At 32.3% G+C, this 22,703-nt stretch carries 18 protein-coding genes and 1 tRNA gene; 13 read left to right on the plus strand and 6 right to left on the minus strand.

The features are described from left to right. Nucleotides 1-4: 4 nt before the first annotated feature. Together Q0912_RS01805 and miaB are read right to left on the minus strand one after the other, a co-directional pair. Nucleotides 5-931, minus strand: a complete 927-nt coding sequence (locus Q0912_RS01805) for a hypothetical protein (protein ID WP_299111381.1) — start codon at nucleotides 929-931, stop codon at nucleotides 5-7. 16 nt (nucleotides 932-947) lie between these two features. Continuing rightward, nucleotides 948-2,393, minus strand: a complete 1,446-nt coding sequence (miaB, locus tag Q0912_RS01810) for a tRNA (N6-isopentenyl adenosine(37)-C2)-methylthiotransferase MiaB (protein WP_299111893.1) — start codon at nucleotides 2,391-2,393, stop codon at nucleotides 948-950. A 171-nt stretch (nucleotides 2,394-2,564) separates the two neighbouring features. On the opposite strand from miaB, the gene Q0912_RS01815 reads away from it, so the two are divergent. The 9 genes from Q0912_RS01815 (at nucleotide 2,565) to Q0912_RS01855 (ending at nucleotide 13,685) form a co-directional block, all read left to right on the plus strand. Further along, complete coding sequence (locus tag Q0912_RS01815; protein WP_299111383.1) at nucleotides 2,565-3,353, plus strand: hypothetical protein; 789 nt, start codon at nucleotides 2,565-2,567, stop codon at nucleotides 3,351-3,353. Between the two features lie 64 nt (nucleotides 3,354-3,417). Further along, a complete protein-coding gene (locus Q0912_RS01820; protein ID WP_299111385.1) occupies nucleotides 3,418-3,852 on the plus strand; it encodes a hypothetical protein in 435 nt (144 codons plus the stop codon). Nucleotides 3,853-4,011: 159 nt separating this feature from the next. Continuing rightward, nucleotides 4,012-6,513, plus strand: coding sequence for a type I DNA topoisomerase (gene topA, locus Q0912_RS01825; RefSeq protein ID WP_299111387.1), 2,502 nt, complete (start codon nucleotides 4,012-4,014; stop codon nucleotides 6,511-6,513). Nucleotides 6,514-6,519: 6 nt separating this feature from the next. After that, nucleotides 6,520-7,686, plus strand: a complete 1,167-nt coding sequence (locus Q0912_RS01830; RefSeq protein WP_299111389.1) for a formimidoylglutamase — start codon at nucleotides 6,520-6,522, stop codon at nucleotides 7,684-7,686. A 159-nt stretch (nucleotides 7,687-7,845) separates the two neighbouring features. Then, nucleotides 7,846-9,198, plus strand: a complete 1,353-nt coding sequence (gene gldK, locus Q0912_RS01835; protein WP_299111391.1) for a gliding motility lipoprotein GldK — start codon at nucleotides 7,846-7,848, stop codon at nucleotides 9,196-9,198. 86 nt (nucleotides 9,199-9,284) lie between these two features. Further along, entirely contained in the window at nucleotides 9,285-9,920 is a 636-nt protein-coding gene (gldL, locus tag Q0912_RS01840) for a gliding motility protein GldL (protein WP_299111393.1), read from the plus strand. A gap of 54 nt (nucleotides 9,921-9,974) precedes the next feature. Beyond that, a complete protein-coding gene (gene gldM / locus Q0912_RS01845; protein WP_299111395.1) occupies nucleotides 9,975-11,546 on the plus strand; it encodes a gliding motility protein GldM in 1,572 nt (523 codons plus the stop codon). 41 nt (nucleotides 11,547-11,587) lie between these two features. After that, nucleotides 11,588-12,496 carry a gliding motility protein GldN gene (gene gldN, locus Q0912_RS01850; protein WP_299111397.1) on the plus strand — a complete coding sequence of 303 codons (909 nt, stop codon included), beginning with the start codon at nucleotides 11,588-11,590 and terminating at the stop codon, nucleotides 12,494-12,496. Nucleotides 12,497-12,638: 142 nt separating this feature from the next. Next, nucleotides 12,639-13,685, plus strand: a complete 1,047-nt coding sequence (locus Q0912_RS01855) for an FAD-binding oxidoreductase (protein WP_299111399.1) — start codon at nucleotides 12,639-12,641, stop codon at nucleotides 13,683-13,685. A 64-nt stretch (nucleotides 13,686-13,749) separates the two neighbouring features. Here the strand turns inward: Q0912_RS01855 and Q0912_RS01860 are convergent, their stop codons facing one another. Beyond that, nucleotides 13,750-14,148, minus strand: a complete 399-nt coding sequence (locus Q0912_RS01860) for a DUF983 domain-containing protein (RefSeq protein WP_299111401.1) — start codon at nucleotides 14,146-14,148, stop codon at nucleotides 13,750-13,752. Between the two features lie 109 nt (nucleotides 14,149-14,257). Between Q0912_RS01860 and Q0912_RS01865 the strand changes: the two genes are divergently transcribed. The 4 genes from Q0912_RS01865 to Q0912_RS01880 all read left to right on the plus strand — a co-directional run bounded on the left by Q0912_RS01865 (nucleotide 14,258) and on the right by Q0912_RS01880 (nucleotide 17,522). Next, entirely contained in the window at nucleotides 14,258-16,168 is a 1,911-nt protein-coding gene (locus tag Q0912_RS01865; RefSeq protein ID WP_299111403.1) for an ABC-F family ATP-binding cassette domain-containing protein, read from the plus strand. Continuing rightward, entirely contained in the window at nucleotides 16,168-16,350 is a 183-nt protein-coding gene (locus tag Q0912_RS01870; protein ID WP_299111405.1) for a CPXCG motif-containing cysteine-rich protein, read from the plus strand. Before Q0912_RS01865 ends, Q0912_RS01870 begins: the two co-directional genes overlap by 1 nt. 131 nt (nucleotides 16,351-16,481) lie before the next feature. Then, a complete protein-coding gene (locus Q0912_RS01875; protein WP_299111407.1) occupies nucleotides 16,482-17,330 on the plus strand; it encodes a Two component regulator three Y domain protein in 849 nt (282 codons plus the stop codon). A 119-nt stretch (nucleotides 17,331-17,449) separates the two neighbouring features. Next, nucleotides 17,450-17,522 (plus strand) — tRNA-Met (locus Q0912_RS01880). A gap of 188 nt (nucleotides 17,523-17,710) precedes the next feature. Here the strand turns inward: Q0912_RS01880 and Q0912_RS01885 are convergent. The 3 genes from Q0912_RS01885 to Q0912_RS01895 are packed head-to-tail and all read right to left on the minus strand — an operon-like array spanning nucleotide 17,711 to nucleotide 22,688. Continuing rightward, nucleotides 17,711-18,937 carry a Shedu immune nuclease family protein gene (locus Q0912_RS01885; RefSeq protein WP_299111409.1) on the minus strand — a complete coding sequence of 409 codons (1,227 nt, stop codon included), beginning with the start codon at nucleotides 18,935-18,937 and terminating at the stop codon, nucleotides 17,711-17,713. 3 nt (nucleotides 18,938-18,940) lie between these two features. Continuing rightward, a complete protein-coding gene (locus tag Q0912_RS01890; RefSeq protein WP_299111411.1) occupies nucleotides 18,941-20,956 on the minus strand; it encodes a UvrD-helicase domain-containing protein in 2,016 nt (671 codons plus the stop codon). Beyond that, complete coding sequence (locus Q0912_RS01895) at nucleotides 20,940-22,688, minus strand: AAA family ATPase (protein WP_299111413.1); 1,749 nt, start codon at nucleotides 22,686-22,688, stop codon at nucleotides 20,940-20,942. Before Q0912_RS01895 ends, Q0912_RS01890 begins: the two co-directional genes overlap by 17 nt. Nucleotides 22,689-22,703: the final 15 nt, after the last annotated feature.

Consider the following 22,703-nt stretch of genomic DNA (forward strand, 5'->3'; position numbering starts at 1 on the left):
TTTTCTAGTTTACATAAGTGAATATTTCACTTTGAGATATTTGTATGTCGTCATCACCAAAAGACCCAGATCTGGTTAAAATTCTATCAGAATCATCGTAAGTCACTGTAAAATTAAATTCTGCTACATCAGAAGTAATACCGACCCAATTATTTGTACTACCAAATTGTGCAATACTATTAGCAGCCTGGTCGTCATACTCATCACCTATAGAACTATAATAATCTCTTGCTTGAAATGGTTCGACCAAAGGGTTTTCAAATGTATCATAACTATAAGTTGAAGTCGTGTTTATTTCGCCCGACATTACTGATGAAATAACATTACCCATTGTATCATAAGTTAACTCTTCGAGCTGAATAGAAATGTCATTTTGAAACGATTCTTTCCTGATCAATTGATTATTGTTATTGAAAGTATATATTGTTATAATATCTGAACCTACTTCGGTTTTTGTTACTACATTACCATCATAAGTGTAGTTATACTCATAGTCTTCGTCATCTGATTCTATATCATTATAGGTAATTTGAGTAACCTGATTTGATGCATTGTAGGTAATCGTTGTTACATCACTTAAAGCACCCAGATAATAGGTGTTAGATTGTATAATATTATTGTTACTGTCTCTTAAAAACTCACTATTAGTTGTAATATCTTGCCCGAAAACAGGTGATTCGGTAATAGCACCACTTATTAAGTTATCAGAATTAAAGCTATAATCGATATCCACAATGATTTCACCAAAAAAAGGTACACTTGTACTAGTGTCAAAAGTATAAGCTGATAGTGCAAGTGGGGCATCACTTGTATTGTTTCCCCCTCCATTACCACCTCCAGGATTCTGACCCGTTAAATCTGGATCTAAAGGTTCATTATCACAAGCTGTTACTAATGAAAGTGTTAATAGTATTAAAAGTAATTTTTTCATTTAATATAGTTTTTAATTAATTATTTTTTGAATATCCTACAGCCTCACCAATAAGGGTTGCACTGGTACAATCTGTTATTTTTACATTAACAAAATCACCAGGTTTATAATGCTCTTTAGGAAAAACAGCAACAACGTTTTGACTGTTTCTGCCTGCCCAGTGTGCATCAGATTTTTTTGAAGATTTTTCAATTAAAATTTCTTCAATTTTACCGATATGCTGTTGTGTTCTGTATAGACTATGCCGGCGTTGTAATGCTTGTATTTCGTTAAGGCGGCGTTGTTTAACATCTGCAGGAATATCATCTTCCATTTTACGACCAGCTAATGTTCCTGGTCTTTCGGAATAAGCAAACATAAAACCGTAATCGTATTTTACATATTCCATAAGGCTTAAAGTGTCTTGGTGATCTTCTTCGGTTTCTGTTGGGAAACCAGCAATCATATCTTGACTAATGCCAACATCTGGAATGATTCTTTTAATATTGTCAATGAGTTCAAAATATTCTTCTCTGGTGTGCAAGCGATTCATTTCCTTTAAAATGCGATTACTTCCACTTTGAACCGGTAAATGAATATAGTTGCAGATGTTTTCGTAAGTTACCATTGTTTCTATAACATCTAAAGTCATATCCTGCGGGTTAGAAGTAGAGAAACGAAAACGCATTTTTGGCTGTGCTTTTGCACAAAGCTCTAAGAGCTTTGCAAAGTTAACAGCAGTTGCTTTTTGTAATTCAGAAGCTTTTTCAAAATCTTTTTTTAAACCGCCGCCATACCACAAATAGCTATCTACATTCTGTCCTAAAAGGGTGATTTCTTTAAAGCCTTTAGACCACAAATCATTAACTTCTTCTATGATACTTTGCGGATCTCTACTGCGTTCTCTACCACGAGTAAAAGGCACAACGCAAAACGTACACATATTATCACATCCACGAGTTATAGATACAAAAGCACTAATGCCATTGCTATTTAATCGTACAGGAGAAATATCTCCATAAGTTTCTTCTTTAGAAAGAATCACATTGATGGCATCTCTACCTTCTTCAACTTCTGCTAAAAGGTTTGGCAAGTCTTTGTAAGCATCTGGCCCTACAACCAAATCTACAATCTTTTCTTCTTCCAAAAATTTGGTTTTCAAACGCTCAGCCATACAGCCTAGTACTCCTACTTTCATGTCTGGGTTACGCTTCTTAACTTTATTGTAGTAGGTTAAACGTTTTCTAACAGTTTGCTCTGCTTTATCTCTAATAGAGCAGGTATTGACCAAAACCAAATCTGCGTCTTCAATACTCTTAGTGGTGTTAAAACCTTGTTCAGACAAGATTGAAGCTACAATCTCACTGTCGCTAAAGTTCATTTGGCAACCATAACTCTCAATAAAGAGTTTTTTTTCATTACCTTTTTTCTGATCTAAAACTAAAGATTTACCTTGTTTATTTTCGTCTATTATTTTTTCCATAATATGTTCCATAAAGATGGAAGCTTCGTCTTTGTATAACTTTTTGTCAATAAGCATGCAAAGATAAGATTATTTTAGGTTTTATGACAAAGTGTCAGCATAATAATGATTTAAAGAGGTTTTAATAAAAAAGATTTATTTTTGATATACTAACCATTTATTGAAGTAAAAATGAATATTATAGAAATACAACGTCGTATACAAAATGCCAAAATTTTAGATTTTGGAGAATTATTTAACCAATCTATTGAACTGTTTAAGAAAACATGGGTTCAAGGTTTAGTAACTATTCTTTTAAATATGGTATTAGCAATACCACTAATAATGATTATTTATATACCACTTTTATTTATGGGGCTAGCAGATGCATATTCAGGTTCGTATGATTCCTATGGGTATTATGACCAACCAGAGATTAACCCTGTAACATTACTAATTATGTTTATTCTTTACTTGTTTGCAATTTTTGCTATGATGACTATAAGTGTTGGACTTAAATCTGCATTTTATAGGATTTGCAAGTTAAAAGACCTTGAACAAATGGGTAAAGAGGATTACTTCTATTTTTTTAAGAAACAGTATTTAGGTAAGACTATAAAACTTAGTGTAGCATACATGGGTATAACAATTATAGGTGCCTTATTATGTGTAATACCTTTAATTTATGCTATTGTACCACTGTCCTATATGTTTGTGGTTTATGCTTTTAATCCTGATAAATCAATTTCAGAAATCATTAAGTTAAGCTTTGAATTAGGAAACAAAAAATGGTTGATTACTTTTGGGTTAATGATTACTACAGGTTTTCTTGCTACTATAGTTGGAGCGCTAATGTGTGGGGTAGGTGTTTATCTTACTGCGTCATTTGCATTTTTGCCAATGTATCTTATTTACAAAGAAGTAGTTGGTTTTGATGATAAAAATGAAAACCTTGAATTAAAAGAAAGTTCAATGCTTTAATGCAACCTTTTGGTTTTTTCACGTCTTATAAGAAATAAAAGATGTGAAATCAAAAAACCAAGTTATGAAATTTAAAAAATTAATTGCACTATTATTATTTGCAGTCTTATTGCTAAATATGCAATGTGAAGATGATGATCAACCATTAACAGTATGTGATGCTACTACAATTATAGATAATGAACTATATGAAAATGCGCAAACTGCTTTTTATAATTTAGTTAATGTAGAAATCAATGAAAATTGTTTAAATATTGAAATTTCTTCAAGTGGCTGTAGTGGTGAAACATGGGTTTTAGAACTAGTAGATTCAGCGGATATATTTGAATCGAATCCTCCACAACGAAATTTAAAACTTGTTTTAACAAACAATGAAACATGTCTGGCTGTTTTTGAACAAAAGCAATCTTTTGATATAACATCTTTACAAGTTGAAGATGTGAATGAGGTCGTTTTAAATATTGAAGACTTTCTTGAGCCCATACTATATTCGTATTAATTTTTAAGAGCAGACAAAATATCTTTAAAGCCTTGCATAATGCGAGGCTTTTCTTGTTTTAGAAGTTGTTAAAACTACGATAAAATGTATGGTATTTAAGACCAAATTAGGATTGTAACTTAATTTTCATATACATTTGTAACCTCAAAAAAATAAATAATGCCGAAGAACCTAGTCATAGTTGAGTCACCTGCGAAGGCAAAAACCATAGAAAAATTTTTAGGTAAAGATTACAAAGTAGAATCTAGCTTTGGTCATATTGCAGACTTACCTTCTAAGGAGCTCGGAGTTGATGTCGAAGGGGATTTTAAACCCAAATACCAAGTTTCTAAAGACAAGAAAGAAGTTGTTAAAAAGTTAAAGGAACTAGCTAAAAAAGCTGAGTTAGTATGGTTGGCAAGTGATGAGGATCGAGAAGGAGAGGCGATTGCTTGGCATCTTGCAGAAACTTTGAAATTAGACAAGGAAAAGACTAAGCGTATTGTATTTCATGAGATTACAAAAAGCGCCATTAATAAAGCAATTGACAACCCCAGAAGTATAGATTATAATTTGGTTGATGCACAGCAGGCAAGACGTGTGTTAGATAGAATTGTAGGTTACGAATTATCGCCGGTTTTATGGAGAAAAGTTAAAGGAGGTTTGTCTGCAGGAAGAGTACAATCTGTTTCGGTAAGATTGATTGTTGAGCGCGAGCGCGAAATACAAGAATTTAATCCAATCGCATCCTATAGGGTGGATGCTGAATTTACGACTGCCGATGGCTCAGTTTTTAAAGCAAAGTTACCTAAAAACTTTAGCTCTAAGGAAGATGCAGAGGCGTTTTTAAATAAGAATATTCAGGCGACTTATCAAGTAGCAGATTTAGAGAAAAAACCTGTAAAAAAATCGCCGGCACCACCGTTTACAACATCCACTTTACAACAGGAAGCATCAAGAAAATTGGGTTTTTCAGTTAGTAGAACCATGAGTAATGCACAGCGCTTATATGAAGCAGGTCTAATTACTTACATGAGAACAGATAGTGTCAATTTATCTGATGAAGCAAAAAAAGGAGCTGAGAACGAAATTGTTTCAGCTTACGGGTCTGAATATAGTACTCCAAGAAATTACAAAGGTAAATCTAAAGGAGCACAAGAAGCTCATGAGGCCATTAGACCTACAAATTTTGCAAACCATTCTGTTGGTGCGGAGCGTGATCAGGCCAGATTATATGATCTAATATGGAAACGTGCCATCGCATCACAAATGAGTGAGGCAAAGTTAGAGCGTACCAACGTTAAGATTAGTATAAATGCCAATGCTAAAGGTATTGTAAAAGAACAATTTACTGCTAATGGAGAAATCATCACTTTTGATGGCTTTTTAAAAGTGTATTTAGAAGGCACTGATGATGAAGATGCAGAACAATCGGGCTTATTACCAGACTTAAAAGTATTTGATGATTTAGAAAACAATTTTATTACGGCGACCCAAAGATTTTCAAGACCACCAGCAAGATACACAGAAGCATCTTTGGTTAAGAAGTTAGAAGAACTTGGTATTGGTCGTCCGTCAACTTATGCACCAACTATTTCTACGATTCAAAACAGAAATTATGTAGAAAAAGGGAGTGTTGATGGTACAGAACGAAACTATACCCAGTTTGTTTTAGAAGCGAATAAAGTTGCAGAAAGAAGTCTAACTGAACGCGTTGGTTCAGATAAAGGTAAATTAGTACCTACAGATATTGGTATGATTGTTACCGATTTTTTGGTTAGTCATTTTGAGAACATTCTCGATTACAACTTTACAGCTAAAGTTGAGGAAAGCTTTGATGATATAGCTGAAGGTAAAGAAGATTGGCGTGAAATGATGAAAGATTTTTATAAAGGCTTTCACCCACAAGTAGAAGATGTGCAAGAAAATGCCGAGCGTGAATCTGGCGAACGTGTCTTAGGCACAGACCCAAAATCTGGTCGACAAGTAAGTGTGCGTTTGGGAAAATTTGGACCTATGGTACAGGTGGGGACTGCGGACGATGAAGAAAAACCTAAGTTTGCAAGTTTATCACCAGATCAACAATTAAGCTCTATTACTTTTGAAGAAGCGATGGACTTATTTAAACTACCTAAAGCCTTAGGACATTATAAAGATGATGAGGTTGAGGTTAATAACGGACGTTTTGGACCTTACGTGCGTTTTGGGAAAAAGTTTGTGTCTCTTCCTAAAGGAGTGGATCCTTTGAGCGTAGAGTTAGATGAAGCTATAATATATATTAAGGAGAAAGAGAAAGCAGATGCTCCTATATATAATTATCAAGGGTTGGAAGTTACAAAAGGAAAAGGACGTTTTGGGCCGTTTATTAAATGGAACAATATGTTTATAAATGTGAATAAAAAATATGATTGGGACAATTTATCTGAAGAAGACATCGTAACTTTGATCGAAGATAAAATTCAAAAAGAAAAAGATAAACTTATTCATGTTTGGGAAGATGAAGGTATACGTGTGGAAAAAGCAAGATGGGGAAGGCATAACGTTATAAAAGGTAAGCAAAAAGTTGAGCTGGCTAAGACTGTTGATGTCTCGGATATGACTTTAGAAGAAGCTAAAACGATACTGGAAAAAAGCGCTCCAAAAAAGAAAACCAAAAAGAAAGCAGCGACTAAAAAGAAATAATACTCTATGAATTTTAATTTTTTAACGCCTGTTTCAGATGCGGTTTTAGCTCATACAGAACTAATAGCGCAACAAGCGCTGGGCAAAAAGATTAAAATCCACTCACGCCAAAATGGTATTCCAGATTTAGAAAATGTACAATTGGCAATCATTGGTGTTCAAGAAACCCGAAATGATGTTAATTATATTGGGGCCAATGTTAACTTCGAATCCGTTAGAAAAACATTTTATACACTATTTCCAGGCAATTGGCATACAACAATTGCAGATTTAGGAGATATAGAACCAGGTGAAACGGTTGAAGATACTTACTTTGCTATTAGAACTGCAATTACTGTACTGGTAGAAAAAAAGATTACACCTATTATACTAGGAGGAAGTCAAGACTTAACTTATGCCAATTATCGCGCTTACGATTCTGTAATGCCGATGGTAAACATAGTTAATATTGATACCAATTTTGATTTGGGCGATGCAAATCTTCCGATAAAAAATAATAGTTATGTTGGTAAAATTATTGTTGAAGAGCCATACAATTTGTTTAACTATTCAACAATAGGATATCAAACCTATTTTAATTCGCAAGAAGAAATTGACCTTATGGAAAAGCTATATTTTGAAGCTTATCGCCTTGGTGAGATTTCTGGCGATATAAACAAGGTAGAACCTTTGCTTAGAGATGCTCATATTGTGTCAGTCGATTTAAAATCGGTAAGAGCTGCAGAAGTAAGTGATAATCAAAAATATTCGCCTAATGGGTTTTCTGGTAAAGAAATTTGTGCCATTACACGTTATGCAGGTATAAGCAATAAAGTATCCTCATTTGGTATATACGAATACCATAGATCCAAAAACGATAATGCCACATCTATGTTAATGGCACAAATGATCTGGTATTTTGTTGAGGGCGTCAATTGCCGCGTAGATGATGATGATTTCGCTAATGAAAACCATTATCAAAAGTATAATGTTTTGGTAGAAAGTGATGAGCTTATTTTTTATAAAAGTTTAAAAACGGGACGATGGTGGATAGAGATTCCTTTTTTGCCAGATGTTAATAATAAATTAAAAAAGCATACGTTATTACCTTGCATGCATTCCGATTATGTGTTAGCTACGCAAGGTGAAATACCAGAACGATGGTATAAAGCTTATAGGAAGAATAGCTTTTAAAATATACACTTAATCGATATTTAACATATTTTTTGTCGATGAAATGCATGTTTTTGGGACGAAGTGCAAAAAAAATAATAAAAAAGTTGTATTTTAAAAAATATATAAATATGTTTACGACCTTAAAATTAAGGACGACTAATTTAACCTCGAGTTACTATGAATATTAAGAAGTTTATTTTACTAACCACTGTATTGGTTTTGGTTGCCAGTTGTAATTCTGGAGACCGTGGACAATTAGTAGGTGTTAAAGGTAAAAAATGGCACCCAGAGAAGCCTTATGGTATGACTTTAGTACCTGGAGGAGCCTTTATTATGGGTAAATCCGATGATGATATTGCAGGTGTACAGGATGCTCCTACTAAAACGGCAACAGTTCGTGCTTTTTATATGGATGAAACTGAAATTACTAACAGCGAATACCGCCAGTTTGTATTTTGGGTACGCGATTCTATATTAAGAAAAAATCTAGCTGAGATGGCAGATTTAGAAGGTAAAACTCCTGGTAATGGTGACATAGGTGAATTTGCTTATTTAGATGCCAATCCCGATGAAATGAATGCTTACGAAAGTTATATGCTTAATACCTATGGTAATGAGCAAAGAAAAATTAACCGTGAGGCAGAGTTGTATTTTGATACAGACGATTACCCAGATGAATTATATGCTGAGGTAATGGATGGGATGTATTTGCCATTAGAGGAATCTTACAATGGGCAACGTACATGGGATGTAAAGCAATTTAAATTTCAATATACATACATGGACATTGCTAAAGCGGCAAGAGATAGAAGTTTAAAACGTTCTGAAGTCATTCAACAAGAAGAGGTTGAAGTTTATCCAGATACTACTGCATGGATTAGAGATTTTGCATATTCTTATAATGAGCCTATGCATAACGATTACTTTTGGCACGATGCTTATGGTGAATATCCAGTAGTTGGTGTATCATGGAAGCAAGCAAGAGCGTTCTGTCAATGGAGAACATTATATCATAACGGTTACCAAAGAAGCAAAGGAAGACAACCTGTAAACTCTTACAGGTTGCCATCTGAAGCTGAATGGGAATATGCAGCTCGTGGCGGACTTCAAGGAGCTTCTTATCCTTGGGGTGGTCCTTATACAAAAAATGATAGAGGATGTTTTATGGCTAACTTTAAGCCATTACGAGGAGATTATGCAGCAGATCAGGCATTATATACTGTAGAAGCAGATGCTTACGATCCAAATGATTTTAACTTGTACAATATGGCAGGTAATGTTTCAGAATGGGTTGCTGGCTCTTATGATCCTGCATCTTATGAATTTTCTTCAACTATCAATCCTAATGTAAATGATCCAGAGAATACACGTAAAGTTGTAAGAGGAGGATCTTGGAAAGACGTTGCCTACTTCTTACAAGTAAGTTCTAGGGATTACGAATATGCAGATTCTGCTAGAAGTTACATTGGCTTTAGAACAGTTCAGGACTATATGGGTACTGAAGTGACTAAAAATGCGGCTACGAACTAAAAATATTTAAACAACAAACCCAATTAAAATTAACCTACTTAAGTTATTTATCCATTAACTTAAACAACTAAAAAACTAAACAAATTATGGCACAGAAAGGTAAAATGACATTAACAAACATGATCTACGGATTAGGAGCAGCAATCGTAATCGTTGGAGCATTATTTAAAATACAACACTGGCCTTACGGTTCAGAGATCTTAACTATAGGTATGATTGTTGAAGCCTTAGTATTTACTTACTCTGCATTCGAAAAGCAGCAAAGTGAATTAGATTGGTCTTTAGTATATCCTGAATTAGCTGGCGGAAATTCTCTAGGAGGAAAAAAGAAAAAAGAAGAACCAAAAGATGCTGAGGGTCTTTTATCTAAAAAATTAGATAACCTATTAAAAGAAGCTAAAATTGATGGTGAGCTTATGGCTAGCCTTGGTGATAGCATTAAAAACTTCGAAGGTGCTGCTAAGAATATTAGTCCTACAGTAGATTCTATGACAGCTCAAAAGAAATACAGTGAAGAATTATCTTTAGCTGCTGCACAAATGGAGTCTTTAAATAGTCTTTACAAAGTACAGATGGAAAGCGCTAACCGTCAAGCTGCAATCAATGAAGAAGCAGTAGAAAATGCTACTAAGTTAAAAGAACAAATGCAATCTTTAGCATCTAACCTTTCATCATTAAATGGTGTATATGGTGGTATGTTATCTGCTATGAACAAAAACTAATTAGTTTTTATAGAGTAATCAATTTAATTAATTAACATTTAAAAACTAATTACAATGGCAGGAGGAAAATTATCTGCAAGGCAGAAAATGATTAACTTAATGTACTTGGTATTTATTGCTATGATGGCGATGAATATGTCTAAGGAAGTACTATCCGCTTTCGGATTGATGGAAGCTAAATTTGCTGATGCAAATGTTTCTACAGCTGATAGAAATGAGCTACTATTAGCTGATTTAAAAGAGAAAAGTAGTGAGAAACCGAAAGAATTTTCGGTTCCAGCAGCTAGAGCCCAACAAACAGAGATTGCGTCTGATAAGTTTTACAAATATTTAGAAAGCTTAAAACAAGATTTGCTTAGAGAAGGAAATTATAAAATAGATTCTGAAACAGGAAAATTGCCCTTTGAATCAATGGATAAGACCGATATTTTAGATGAAGCTTGGTTTACTGGTGATCGACTTACTAAAAAGGGTGATGAAGTGATGGCTAATATAGCTGAATACAAATCTTCTATATTAGAAGTATTATCTAAGGATGAATCTTACAGAGGTACTGCTGATGATTTCAAAAAGACATTTAATACTGATAAAGTTGAAAATAAGGATAAAAAGAAAATAGATTGGTTAAATTATCATTTCCAAGGCTTCCCAGCAATTGCATCATATACTAAGCTTACGGCTATGCAAAATGATGTAAGAGTAGCACAAGCAAATATGCTTAATTTATTCTTAGGTAAAGTTGTTACTGAAGCGACAACTTTGAATAATTATAAAGCTATAGTTTTACCTGAGAAGTCTGCATTTTTTGCAGGGGAAAAATTTCAAGGTAGAGTGGTTATAGGTAAATATGCCAATGTTCCACCAGTAAAACTAGTTGTTCAAGGTAAAGAAGTAGATTTAGCTACAGCAATAGACTCAAGTGGAGCAGCTACCTTAGATTTCAACGTCGGTAATGTTGGAGAACATGAAATAAAAGGTGAGTTTACCTTCATTGAAAACGGTAAAGAATTGCCTATTCCAATTGAAGCAAACTATGTAGTAGTACCAAGACCAAACTCTGCTACGATTTCAGCAGATAAGATGAATGTAGTTTATCGTGGTGTAGATAATCCAATGACTATTTCTTTTGCTGGTGTATCTGATAACAAAGTTGTAGCTAATGCACCAGGTTTAAACAAAGTTGGAAACGGTAAATATGTAATGAAAGCCGGAACAGGTAGAGATGTTACAATTAATGTAACTGCGACTTTAGATGATGGTACTAGAGTTACCGATTCAAAACAATTTAGAATTAAAGATATTCCTGCACCAACAGGTACTATATCTGGTCAATCTGGTGTTGTCAAATTACCTAAACGTAATGTTGAAGTAGGTACTGTAGGTGCTAAATTAGATGATTTTGTATTTGATTTACCAATACAAACTACATCATTTAAGATTAAAGTTCCTGGACAACCTACTGTAAATGTAGCTGGTACTAAAATGAATTCTCAAGCTAAAGCTGCTATTAAAAGAGCACGCAAAGGTGATAATATTACAATCTTTGACATTAAAGCTAAGATTCAAGGTAACAACACTTATAGGTTGAAAAATGTATCACCTGTAGTAGTTGAGGTAACCAACTAATAGAATAAGTTTATAGATTTAAACCCAAATTATTAATTAAGATGAAATTGAAGCGTATTATATATGTAGGATTAGCACTTTTTGCAACGCATACTATGTTTGCACAGTCTAATATCCTTAATGCCAAAATCCCAGAGGAAATTGGTATGAAAACTGAAGCAGAGCTCCTTCTAGACAATGATCAGCCTTTAGAGTATGGTTATGTAGGTGACAGAGACATCTTATTTTCTAAAATGATTTGGGAAAAAGTTGTTCTAGACGAACGTGTTAATTTTCCACTTTATTTTCCTGTAGAAGAGAACATTGGTGATGATAGAAAATCATTATATAAAGTTCTAAGAGAAAACATGGACAGTGGTATGATTTCTAAAGTATATGCAGATTCATATTTTACAGAAGAACGTACTTTAAAAGATCTTGAAGCGTCATTAACTATGACAAGAATTACAGATGCTGGTATTGATTATATGAACGAGAATGGTGTAGGAGAGGATGAATTACCTGAGGAATATGTCATTCGTAGAGAGATAGGACCTGCAGATATTAACTCGTACTTAATTAAAGGACTTTGGTATTTTGACAAACGTCAAGGTGAATTAAAGTATCGTGTTTTAGGGATTGCTCCCGCGGCACCAGATGTAAACTTTATTGATGATGAAAACTCTGAAAACAGTGAGCCTATCGCTATGTTTTGGATATTTTTCCCTGAAGTAAGAGATATTTTACACGAGGCTAAAGCGTTTAACAATAATAATAGTTCTTCACCAATATCGTTTGACCACTTATTAAATAGTCGCCGTTTTCACGGCTTAATATATAAGGAAGAGAATGTATACGGTGATAGAGAAGTTAAAGAATATATTGCTGAAAATGCATTAATGCAACTTTTAGAATCTGAACGTATCAAAGATAAAATTAGAAACTTTGAACAAGATATGTGGAGTTACTAATTAGCTCTTAAATTTATATAAACGCTCACTTTATTAAGTGGGCGTTTTTTATTTCCAGATATACACTGAGTAAAGTAGACACGTATTAAAAAACTAATACTATTTATAATTTAAAATTGTTTGGTTGCTTACTTTTGCGACAATGAAAGAAGTAGATTATATTATAGTTGGATGCGGGTTAGCAAGTATCGCTTTATGTGAACAATTAAGAAGCAATGAAAAGACTTTTGTGGTATTTGATGACAACTCCCAAAGGTCTTCTATAGTAGCTGCAGGCTTATATAACCCTGTAATTCTTAAGCGTTTTTCTGAAGTATGGAAAGCAAAAGAACAATTAAAAATAGCTTTACCACTTTACAACAAAATTGAATCGGATTTAAATATTAAGATAGACTATAAGCTTCAACTTTTAAGGCGATTTGCTTCTGTTGAAGAACAAAACCTTTGGTTTAATGCAGCGGAGAAGCCTAAGCTAGAAAACTATCTCTCAACGAATCTAGTTAAAAATACCAGTATATGTATTGATGCTCCCTATGGATATGGAGAAGTATTACATGCAGGTCGATTAGATACAACAACGTTAATAACAGCGTATAAGGACTTTTTAAAACTTAATAATAGTTTAGAGGAAAAACAATTCAACTACACAAAGCTTCAAATTGAAAAAACTTCAATTCAATATGAGAATATAAAGGCAAGGCATATTGTATTTGCCGAAGGTTTTGGCGTTAAAAGTAACCCTTACTTTTATCATATTCCACTTAATGGTACTAAAGGTGAAGTATTAACTATAAAAGCATCAGATTTACAAATAGACTTTGGTATTAAATCTTCTGTCTTTATTATTCCAATTGGTAACGCTATGTATTATGTAGGTGCTACCTATAATTGGAAAGATAAGACACACTTACCTACAGAAGAAGGGAGAATTGAACTAATAACCAAATTAAAAACCTTTATTAAGTGCGATTTTGAAGTTGTTAATCACAGAGCAAGTATAAGACCTACGGTTAAAGATAGAAGACCTTTAGTTGGTAGACACCATGAGCATCAAAATTTATATGTGCTAAATGGCTTAGGCACAAGAGGTGTAATGATTGCACCTTATGTTGCTGATAAACTCTTCAAATTAATAGAGAGAGAACAACCGTTAGATCCTGAAATAGATATTAAGCGATTTAAATACTAAGACTAAACTTTTGTTTAATCATATATGTGCCTCTAAAGAAACTTATGTCTTAGAGCTAATGTGATTAGGATACGTTTTTGACTTTGCGAGCCATTTCTTTGTCATAACTCATAAAAAGATTAATCCAGATATTACGAGACAAGCGCATTATAACTGGCATAAACCCAATTAAGGTTAGTATTATAGCAATAAAGGCTACAGTAAGCGAAGACTTAAGTATTACATAACTAATTATAAAAGCAGCAACAGCAAAGGCAATGCCTACAGCATAGCTCACATACATAGAACCGTAGAAAAAAGAAGGTTCCATACGGTATTTTGTATTACAATGCGAGCAATTATCATTAATCTTTAACGTATCAGAAAGCACATATGGATTTTTAACAGTGTACATCGATTCTTGGTGGCATTTTGGACATGCTCCAAAAAGAATACTATAAAGTTTCATTCCTTTTCTTATCATATTGAAAACCTTTACTTTTGCGTTTTAATAATAATACAAAGATAAATTTTTACAATTCTTATAGTGTAACAATTGTAACTTTATGACAATTGTATGATTCATAATAACTATGCTAAACATTCATAATCTATCCATTTCTTTTCAAGGAGAATATCTATTTGAAGACATTACTTTTAAGCTAGGTTTAGGTGATCGCATAGGGCTTATCGGAAAGAATGGTGCAGGTAAATCTACGATGCTCAGAATTTTATCTAAAGAACAAGAAGCTGACACTGGCCAAATCGCTGCAGATAAAGATTTAAAGATTGGTTTTTTAAAACAAGATATTGATTTTGACTTTGGAAAAACAGTTTTAGAAGAATCTTACGAAGCATTCAAAGACATTAAGACATGTGAAGCAAAGCTCGAAGAGATTAATACTCAACTCGCAGAGCGAACAGATTATGAAAGTGAGTCTTATAATCAATTGATGATAGACTTAAATGAGATTCAGCATCAATACGAAATCTTAGGTGGTTATAATTATCAAGGTGAAACCGAAAAAATCCTTCAAGGTTTAGGTTTTAAACGCGACGATTTTAATAAGTTAACTGATACCTTTTCTGGAGGTTGGAGAATGCGAATAGAATTAGCCAAACTTTTACTTCAAAATAACGATTTATTACTTTTAGATGAGCCTACCAACCACTTAGATATTGAATCAATTATTTGGTTAGAAAATTTTTTAAAAAATTATAGTGGAGCTGTTGTTATTGTATCTCATGATAAGATGTTTTTAGATAATGTAACTAATCGTACCATTGAGATTTCTTTAGGCCGTATCTACGATTATAACAAACCTTATACTAAGTTTTTAGAACTTAGAAAGGAGATGAAAATACAGCAGTTAGCAGCTCAAAAAAACCAGGAAAAACAAATACAACAGACAGAAAAATTAATTGAAAAGTTTAGAGCTAAAGCTTCTAAAGCCACAATGGCACAATCCTTAATTAAAAAGTTGGATCGTATTGATAGAATTGAAGTAGATGAAGATGATAATAGCGTTATGACCTTGAATTTTCCAGTTTCTATTACACCAGGAAAAATTGTTGTAGAAATGGAAAATGTCTCTAAAAATTATGGCGATTTGCAGGTTTTACAGCATGTAAATCTATCGATTCCCAGAGATACAAAAACAGCTTTTGTTGGCCAGAACGGGCAAGGTAAATCAACACTGGCCAAGATTATAGTAGGTGAGATAGAACACCTAGGGCAACTTACCATAGGCCATAATGTGCAAATAGGATATTTTGCACAGAACCAAGCAGAGTATTTAGACGGAAACAAAACAGTTTTAGATACCATGATTGATGCTGCAAATGAGACCAATAGAAGTAAGGTTAGAGATATTTTAGGCTCATTTTTGTTTAGAGGAGAAGAAGTGGAGAAGTATGTTAGGGTACTTTCTGGTGGTGAGCGTAATCGCTTAGCATTAGCAAAACTATTATTGCAACCGCTCAATGTTTTAATAATGGATGAACCTACAAATCATCTGGATATTAAGTCTAAAAATGTATTAAAAGAAGCTTTAAAAAAGTTTGAGGGCACCTTAATTCTGGTTTCGCATGATAGAGATTTTCTACAAGGATTGGCAAATATAATTTACGAGTTTAAAGACCAGAATATTAAAGAATATTTAGGTGATATAGATTACTATTTAGAACAACGTAACCTTGAAAATTTAAGAGAAGCAGAAAAGCGAACAATAGTTGCAAAGCAACCTAAAACCAATGGTAATAAAAAGAGCTATGAAGACCAGAAAAAGCTTAAATCTTTAAACAACAAATTGAGTAATGTGGAGTCTAAAATTAACCAGCTTGAAAAAGACATAAAAAATGATGATGTTGCGTTAGCAACTAATTATGACGAAACCGTTTCAAATCCTGTTTTTTTTGATTCCTATCAAGCTAAAAAGACAGATTTAGAAAAGCTTATGGAAGACTGGGAAACAATTCAAGAGCAAATAGAGCGTTTAAATTAATGGAGGAATATTTTTTTCAATGTCCTTATTGTTGGGAGCAAATTTCAATGCTTATCGATACGTCCCAAAATCATCAAAAATACATTGAAGATTGTGAGATTTGCTGTAATCCTATTCAAATTTCAGTAGTTATAGAGTATCATAAAATCGTAAGTTTTCAAGTAGAAAACATAGAACAGTGAAAAATTGTAAAGTATTGATTTTTAAATGTTTATATTTAGAGGCTATGTATTTCGTCGAAAAAATTTGCAGTTTATAGAAATAGATTCTATATTCGATACATTATTGTGCCCCTCCACAGAATCTAGCTATTATGAAAACTTTAAAATTAACCCTACTATGCTGCTTGCTTTCTGCATTTACATTTGCCGACGTATCCCAAAGCGAAAAAGACGCACTACTTGCACTTTACAATGCAACTAATGGAAAATCCTGGAATACATCTTGGGATATTGATCAACCAATTTCTAATTGGTATGGTGTAACCCTAGAAGACGATAAAGTTGTTGCAATAAATTTAAGCTTTAATAACTTAGATGGTAAGTTACCAAGTGAAATATCAGATTTTAAATCTTTGAGAGTTTTAAACCTTTCGTTTAATAAACTTAAGGGTGAATTGCCAATATCGTTGACTTCGCTATCTAATCTTGAAGAGTTAAAGTTATTTTCTAACAGCTTTAGTGGAGCGATTCCTTCTAATATTGGTAACCTAACTAATCTTAAAACATTAGAACTATATAATAACGATTTTTTTGGCGAAATACCTTCGTCAATTGGTAAGCTTTCTAAGTTAGAAAGTCTTATATTAAGCAGTAATCAGTTAATAGGAAAGTTACCTTCTAGTATCTCTGATCTTAAATCTTTAAAAGTTTTAAGTCTTTTTGATAATAGCCTTCTTGGTACCATTCCTTCATCGATTGTTGAGTTAAGCCAGTTAGAAGAGCTGGTATTATCTAACAATGCTTTTTACGGAAACTTACCAGGTGAGTTAGCACAATTATCTAATCTAAAAACATTGCTTCTAAGCAATAATGGTTTTAAAGGAAATTATGCAGCTCTTAAAGATAAGTTACCAAACATTGTAGATTTTGATTTAGATGAAGCTAACACTAAAGGTTCTTTGGCAACATTAGATGCAGAAGACGATGATGATGACAACTAAAAAATATTTCAGTTTTAATTAAATTGATATAATAGCGTTTAATAAATTTTATTAGACGCTATTTTTTTGCTTTAATACTTGTTAAAATTAAAAAGGGTTGTATATTTGCTGTCCAATATCGCGGGATAGAGCAGTAGGTAGCTCGTCGGGCTCATAACCCGAAGGTCACTGGTTCGAGTCCAGTTCCCGCTACTAGCAAAGATAAGCCTTTCAATTTCTTGAAAGGCTTTTTAATTTTACCTGTACAACATATGTACAACATATTTAAAAAAATTAAGCATAATTATGACAAGCCTAAAAAGTTAAAATTATGTATCTTAAGCTTCATATAAATAAATGACTCTTGGATAAAGTAATAAAGGCACTTTTCTTAATTATTATTACCTCTGTTTAATTTGACTGACTGTGAACTTTAACCTTTCTAATAAATCATCATAGGTAATAATATCAATTACATTCGTATATTTTCTCTTTACAATTTCAAAATCAGATTTTTGTTCATTAGTCAAATTATCTTCCCTACCCATTATAATAAATCCTTTAGGATTTGTAATTCTTATGTTTAACCCTTCAGGTAATTGATCTTTATATTTTTTAGATAATTCTCTTTCGCCTCTCTTTCCCCACCGATTCAAATGATATATATATTTCTCTAATTGCATAACAGTTCCTATTAGGTCTTTATGTGGAATATGGTTGTTACGATATAAGGAGCTTGTCATTATTGAATTCTTAAAGGGTTTTTTAATTTCAATAACATCAATATTACCGTTATAATCAACTAGCATAAAATCTAAAAATCTTCTTTTTTTTTCATCAATTTGTACGAATACACTTTTGAAAGAAGCAATATATTTCGGATATAGCAAGAGAATTATTTCTAGAATTTCATTTTGCCATTGATTCTCATTATATGAATTTTCAGAAACTAACATTCCTTCTAGTTTCTCAAGTATTGTTGAATACTTTTTCAGCTCATAGTTTTGAAATAGCTTGTTTAAGCTTTTGCCTGTTTTAGAAATTTTTTTGTTTAAATAATTATGATATAGACCTTCAGCGTCTTTAGTGGTCTCAAAATAATTCTTTATAATTGAAGCTATCCTAGCTTCAGCATATGTCTTTTTCTCATAGGTAGTTGGAAAATTATGTATGAGTTTATCAAAATCTTCAATAGGTATTGCCTTATCTGAATCTCCGCCTATAAAGATATCTTCTTCTACAAGATTGTCAATTTGACCAAAAATTGAGATTTTTGTCTCAGCAATAAAGTAATTTATGTTGAATTCTAAATCCTTATATAAATATACTTGATTTCTAGTATTAGTGATTCTTTTTCTTATCCTATAATAACCATCTTCTTTCAACTCAGCTAACACAAAGCTTATTGGGTCGAATTCAGCTATATTGTATATACTGATTTCATCAAATTCATCTTTTTCATTATTTTTTTTATTTATTTTGAATTCATCTTTTTCTTTAAAGGTCAAAGTCCTTTTAAAGGTAACTTCCTTATCTTCTCTAAGTTTTTCTCTTACCCAATCATTCTGTTGATACTCAGAATAATAATATGTAAATATTAATTTGCCTTCGATTAGTGTTAATTCCATCATCTAAATATTTACTACTTCCCATCTATCAGTATCAACATCTGAAAGGTGACTATCAAATCTGTCTTTGCTAACGGCAATGCATAATAAATCAGTTGGTCTTGAAAAGCCTACATATGCCATCTTGGTTGATTGTTTATGGTACTTCCTTGCATCGGAAAAATCATTATATTTTAATTGTGATGATAGTCTCTGGGTTTCGTAAGTGTCATTGCCATTCTGATAGGAAGTTTCTAAGTACAAGGTAGCTGTATGAGTTTGCCCTTTAACTGAATGAACGGTAGAAACTTCAATATCAAAGCCATTATAATTTACAATATTATCTTTTGCTAATTGTTCTGTAATATCTTCTTCAATTGTTTGAATAATCCCATTGTCTATAAAATCTTTTGACTGAATTACTTCTTTTTCAAATACACTTAACAAATTAGGTGTATATTCTTTTATTGAATTGTAAACCTCATCAGTTTTCCCTCTAATTGTGTCAATACTCCAATCAAATAGATTTCTTTTGAGATTGATGTATTCATCTTCATAAGATTCAGATAAATAGTATAATAGTTGTTTCTTTGAAAAATATCTGTTTTCAAAATTCTTTATATTCTCTATTCTAAGGATTTTGATTAAAGCATTTAAAATATTCTTCCTTATTGGCTCTAAGGTTCTTTTTTCCTTATTGAAATTATGCAGGTAGGTGTATAAATTATCGTAATCGACTTTTACGGATGTTGATTGAGGTTTAAATTCTTCTGAGTAATCTGTAATTCCTATTCTATCTCCTTCTTTTTCTTTGACCCAACCAATAACTTTAAATTTACCTTTATCGGAGATAGTTATATCTTCTGAATCAATATAACCTCTTATTACTTGTGAAAATTTTGGAATTACCTCTTTAATTTTCCCTACATCGTAAACTATAAGATGAGGTTTTAGATTGCTATTTTCATTTTTGCCTTCAACCTGAAACCCACCTTCGCTATTTAATGTAAAACAATTTACGAGTTCAGCAATATTTGCAGATAAGCGATGACTACCATTAATGGTTAATGGTGTTCCTCTAAATTCCCAAACTTCATCAGTATGAACTTCTCCGCTGTATATAGCTTGGTTAATGTCCCCGATTCTTTGATACACAGATTTACTGCTTCCATCATCATAAAATATAGTTTCAAGTAAATTGTATTGATGTGTGTCCATATCTTGCATTTCATCCACAAAAACAAATTTGAACCTTTCTTGTAGAATTAACTTCATTTTCGGATAAACAGAAATACAGTTCAATCCCATTTTATAGGCATACTCATAAGATATAAAGCCATTATTCAAAACATTTAAAACGCATTCTTTTATACCTATATATTTTTTGTTAGTTTTTGTTGCTAAAACAACAGAATCGTCTCTAAAGACTTTGATTTTCTCATCATTAAAATCAAAGTATAAATCTTTTATGTTTTTTTCAATCTTCAAATTGCATATTACACCTTCGGAAACTCCTGTTCTTGTTGATTCCTTTTTTGCTTCTGCAATATGTTTTCCCCAAAAAAAAGTAGTTGGTTTATCATATTCTTTCTTCCAACTAATTATTTGAAACTCTCGCCAAAGCTGTTCTTTAAATAAATCGGAATCTACTCTTTTAATATCAAAACCTAAATAATTATTGATGTATGGGATAGCTAAAAACTGGTCTACAAAACTCTGAATTGTACCAATGAAATTCGGGTAAGAAAATAATTTGGGACAATGTTTGCCAATTCGTTCTTTAATTTCATCAATTGCTTTATTGGTATGAGATAGTATTAAAATCCCTCTATTGTTTACCAAAGGTAATTTTGTTTCAAGGATTAAAAGCTTAGCAAGTAAAGCTGTGGTTTTACCACTTCCAGGAACGGCTTGTAAATCAATCGTGTCAAAATTATAAATAAAGTCCAATCTTTCGGAATCAAAATTTGCTCCTTCAGGCAGTAATATTTTTTCAGCATATTGAATATCCTCTATTGATATGTTAATTTCTTGTAGCATATCTTATGGCTTTGATGAGGTAGTTTATGCTATCTGTTTCCAATGCTCCATTTGATTTATTTATACAAAATGAATTTTCAGCCTTATCAGCTAATTTATAGGCAATATCAGATTTTTTAAGACCTTTATTTAAAAGTTTTTTTGCGAGTTCTTTTTCTGAATCTTCATCCCAATTTGTTCCAGAATGAACATTTTTTAAAACTTCGATGAGTGATGAATTTAAAAATTTAGATTTTAATAATGAATATTCTAATGTCCAATTAGGTGCAGGGAAATACTGAATATTATTTTCTGATTTACCATTTAAATCTGTTAGTTTTTGTTCATTCTCTAAACTTATAGTATCACTATTTCTTTTTTGAATTTCATCATTAATTATCTCATATTCCTTTACATCAGAATCGGTAATAACGGCAACAGGGATACTCATATCTGGAGTATTGTTTCTAAGGAATATTTTGGAATAATGGTCAAACCCTGTGTGTCCAATGTTGACTACAGAAACTCCTTTTACTGTTAAATCTATTCCTATTGATTTTGCTAAGCTTGGCAAAAGAATTTCTTCTGCCCACCCTTCAACCATAATAATTCCTTTTGCGAAAAATAAATTAGCTTTAGTTGTATCTAAGAACTTTTCAAGAAAAATATAATCGTTATTATCTAACTTCGTATATTCCCTACCTAAAGGAAATGCATTATTGCTTTCACAAAGGATAATATTTTCAAGTTCAACTTTAGAAGCTAAATTTGGACTATGAGTAGTTAGGATTAATTGAATATCTTTCTGTTTTTGGAGAGATTCTATAACTTGCATTTGAGCCTGTGGATGCAAATGTGCTTCTAATTCTTCTATCAAACCCAATCGTAATCCGTCATAATCTTTCTTATTAAGATGTAAAAGTTCTGATGCCATAAAAAGACGGTTTAATGTTCCTAAGCCAACATTAATCTCGTCTTTGACAAGCAATTCAAGTTTTTCTAGTATACTTTTTAATTTTCCTTCGGAAACTTTAATCTCGGTTTCCTTTGTTGCATCATAAAAAGACTGTAAATATCCATCTATTTCTTTTTTTAACTCTTTTCCTTTCTGGTCTTCAAATTCTCTTCCCTCAAAATAGTAGCCAATTCTTTCTTCAAATTCCTCAAAAATGGTTTTTAAAGGATGGCCTTTATCCCTTCCTTTAAATGCTTCGTGTTCTTGAAAAATTTGAGATAATCTCGAATTTTTCTTTGGAATTAACTCTGTTTTCGCATCTCTAAGAGGTTTTAGATAAGTTACTTTAAGATACTCTTTTGCTTCTGATGTTAATAAATATCCTTCTTCAGATAATCCTGCTTTCACATCTGACGGTATAATTCTTTCAGACCTAATATTTGCTTCATACACTAATTTTAATGTAGGAACAGCATCTTCTCCTTCACCTTCCCAGCTTAGCCATTCTGTGAAGTTTTTGGCTTCCTCAATAGACAAATCTTTAAATAATAACTCTATTCTAAATTTATCAGAATTTCCATAAAAATCGTCTTTGTCAATTCTCATCCATTCATAGGAATGCGTTTTAAGAACTAATTTAATGGCATCTATGATAGCTGTTTTTCCAGAATCGTTTTCTCCGATTAATACATTTACTCCTTTTGTGAAGTTTAGGTTTAAGTTAGAGCTAGTAAGGTCAAATGCTTCATTTGAGCCATACTTTCTAAAATTCCATAATTTTATGTTTTGTAAATACATCAATATATTTTTAAA

Source organism: uncultured Winogradskyella sp. (genome assembly GCF_947498345.1).
Taxonomy (GTDB): Bacteria; Bacteroidota; Bacteroidia; order Flavobacteriales; family Flavobacteriaceae; genus Winogradskyella.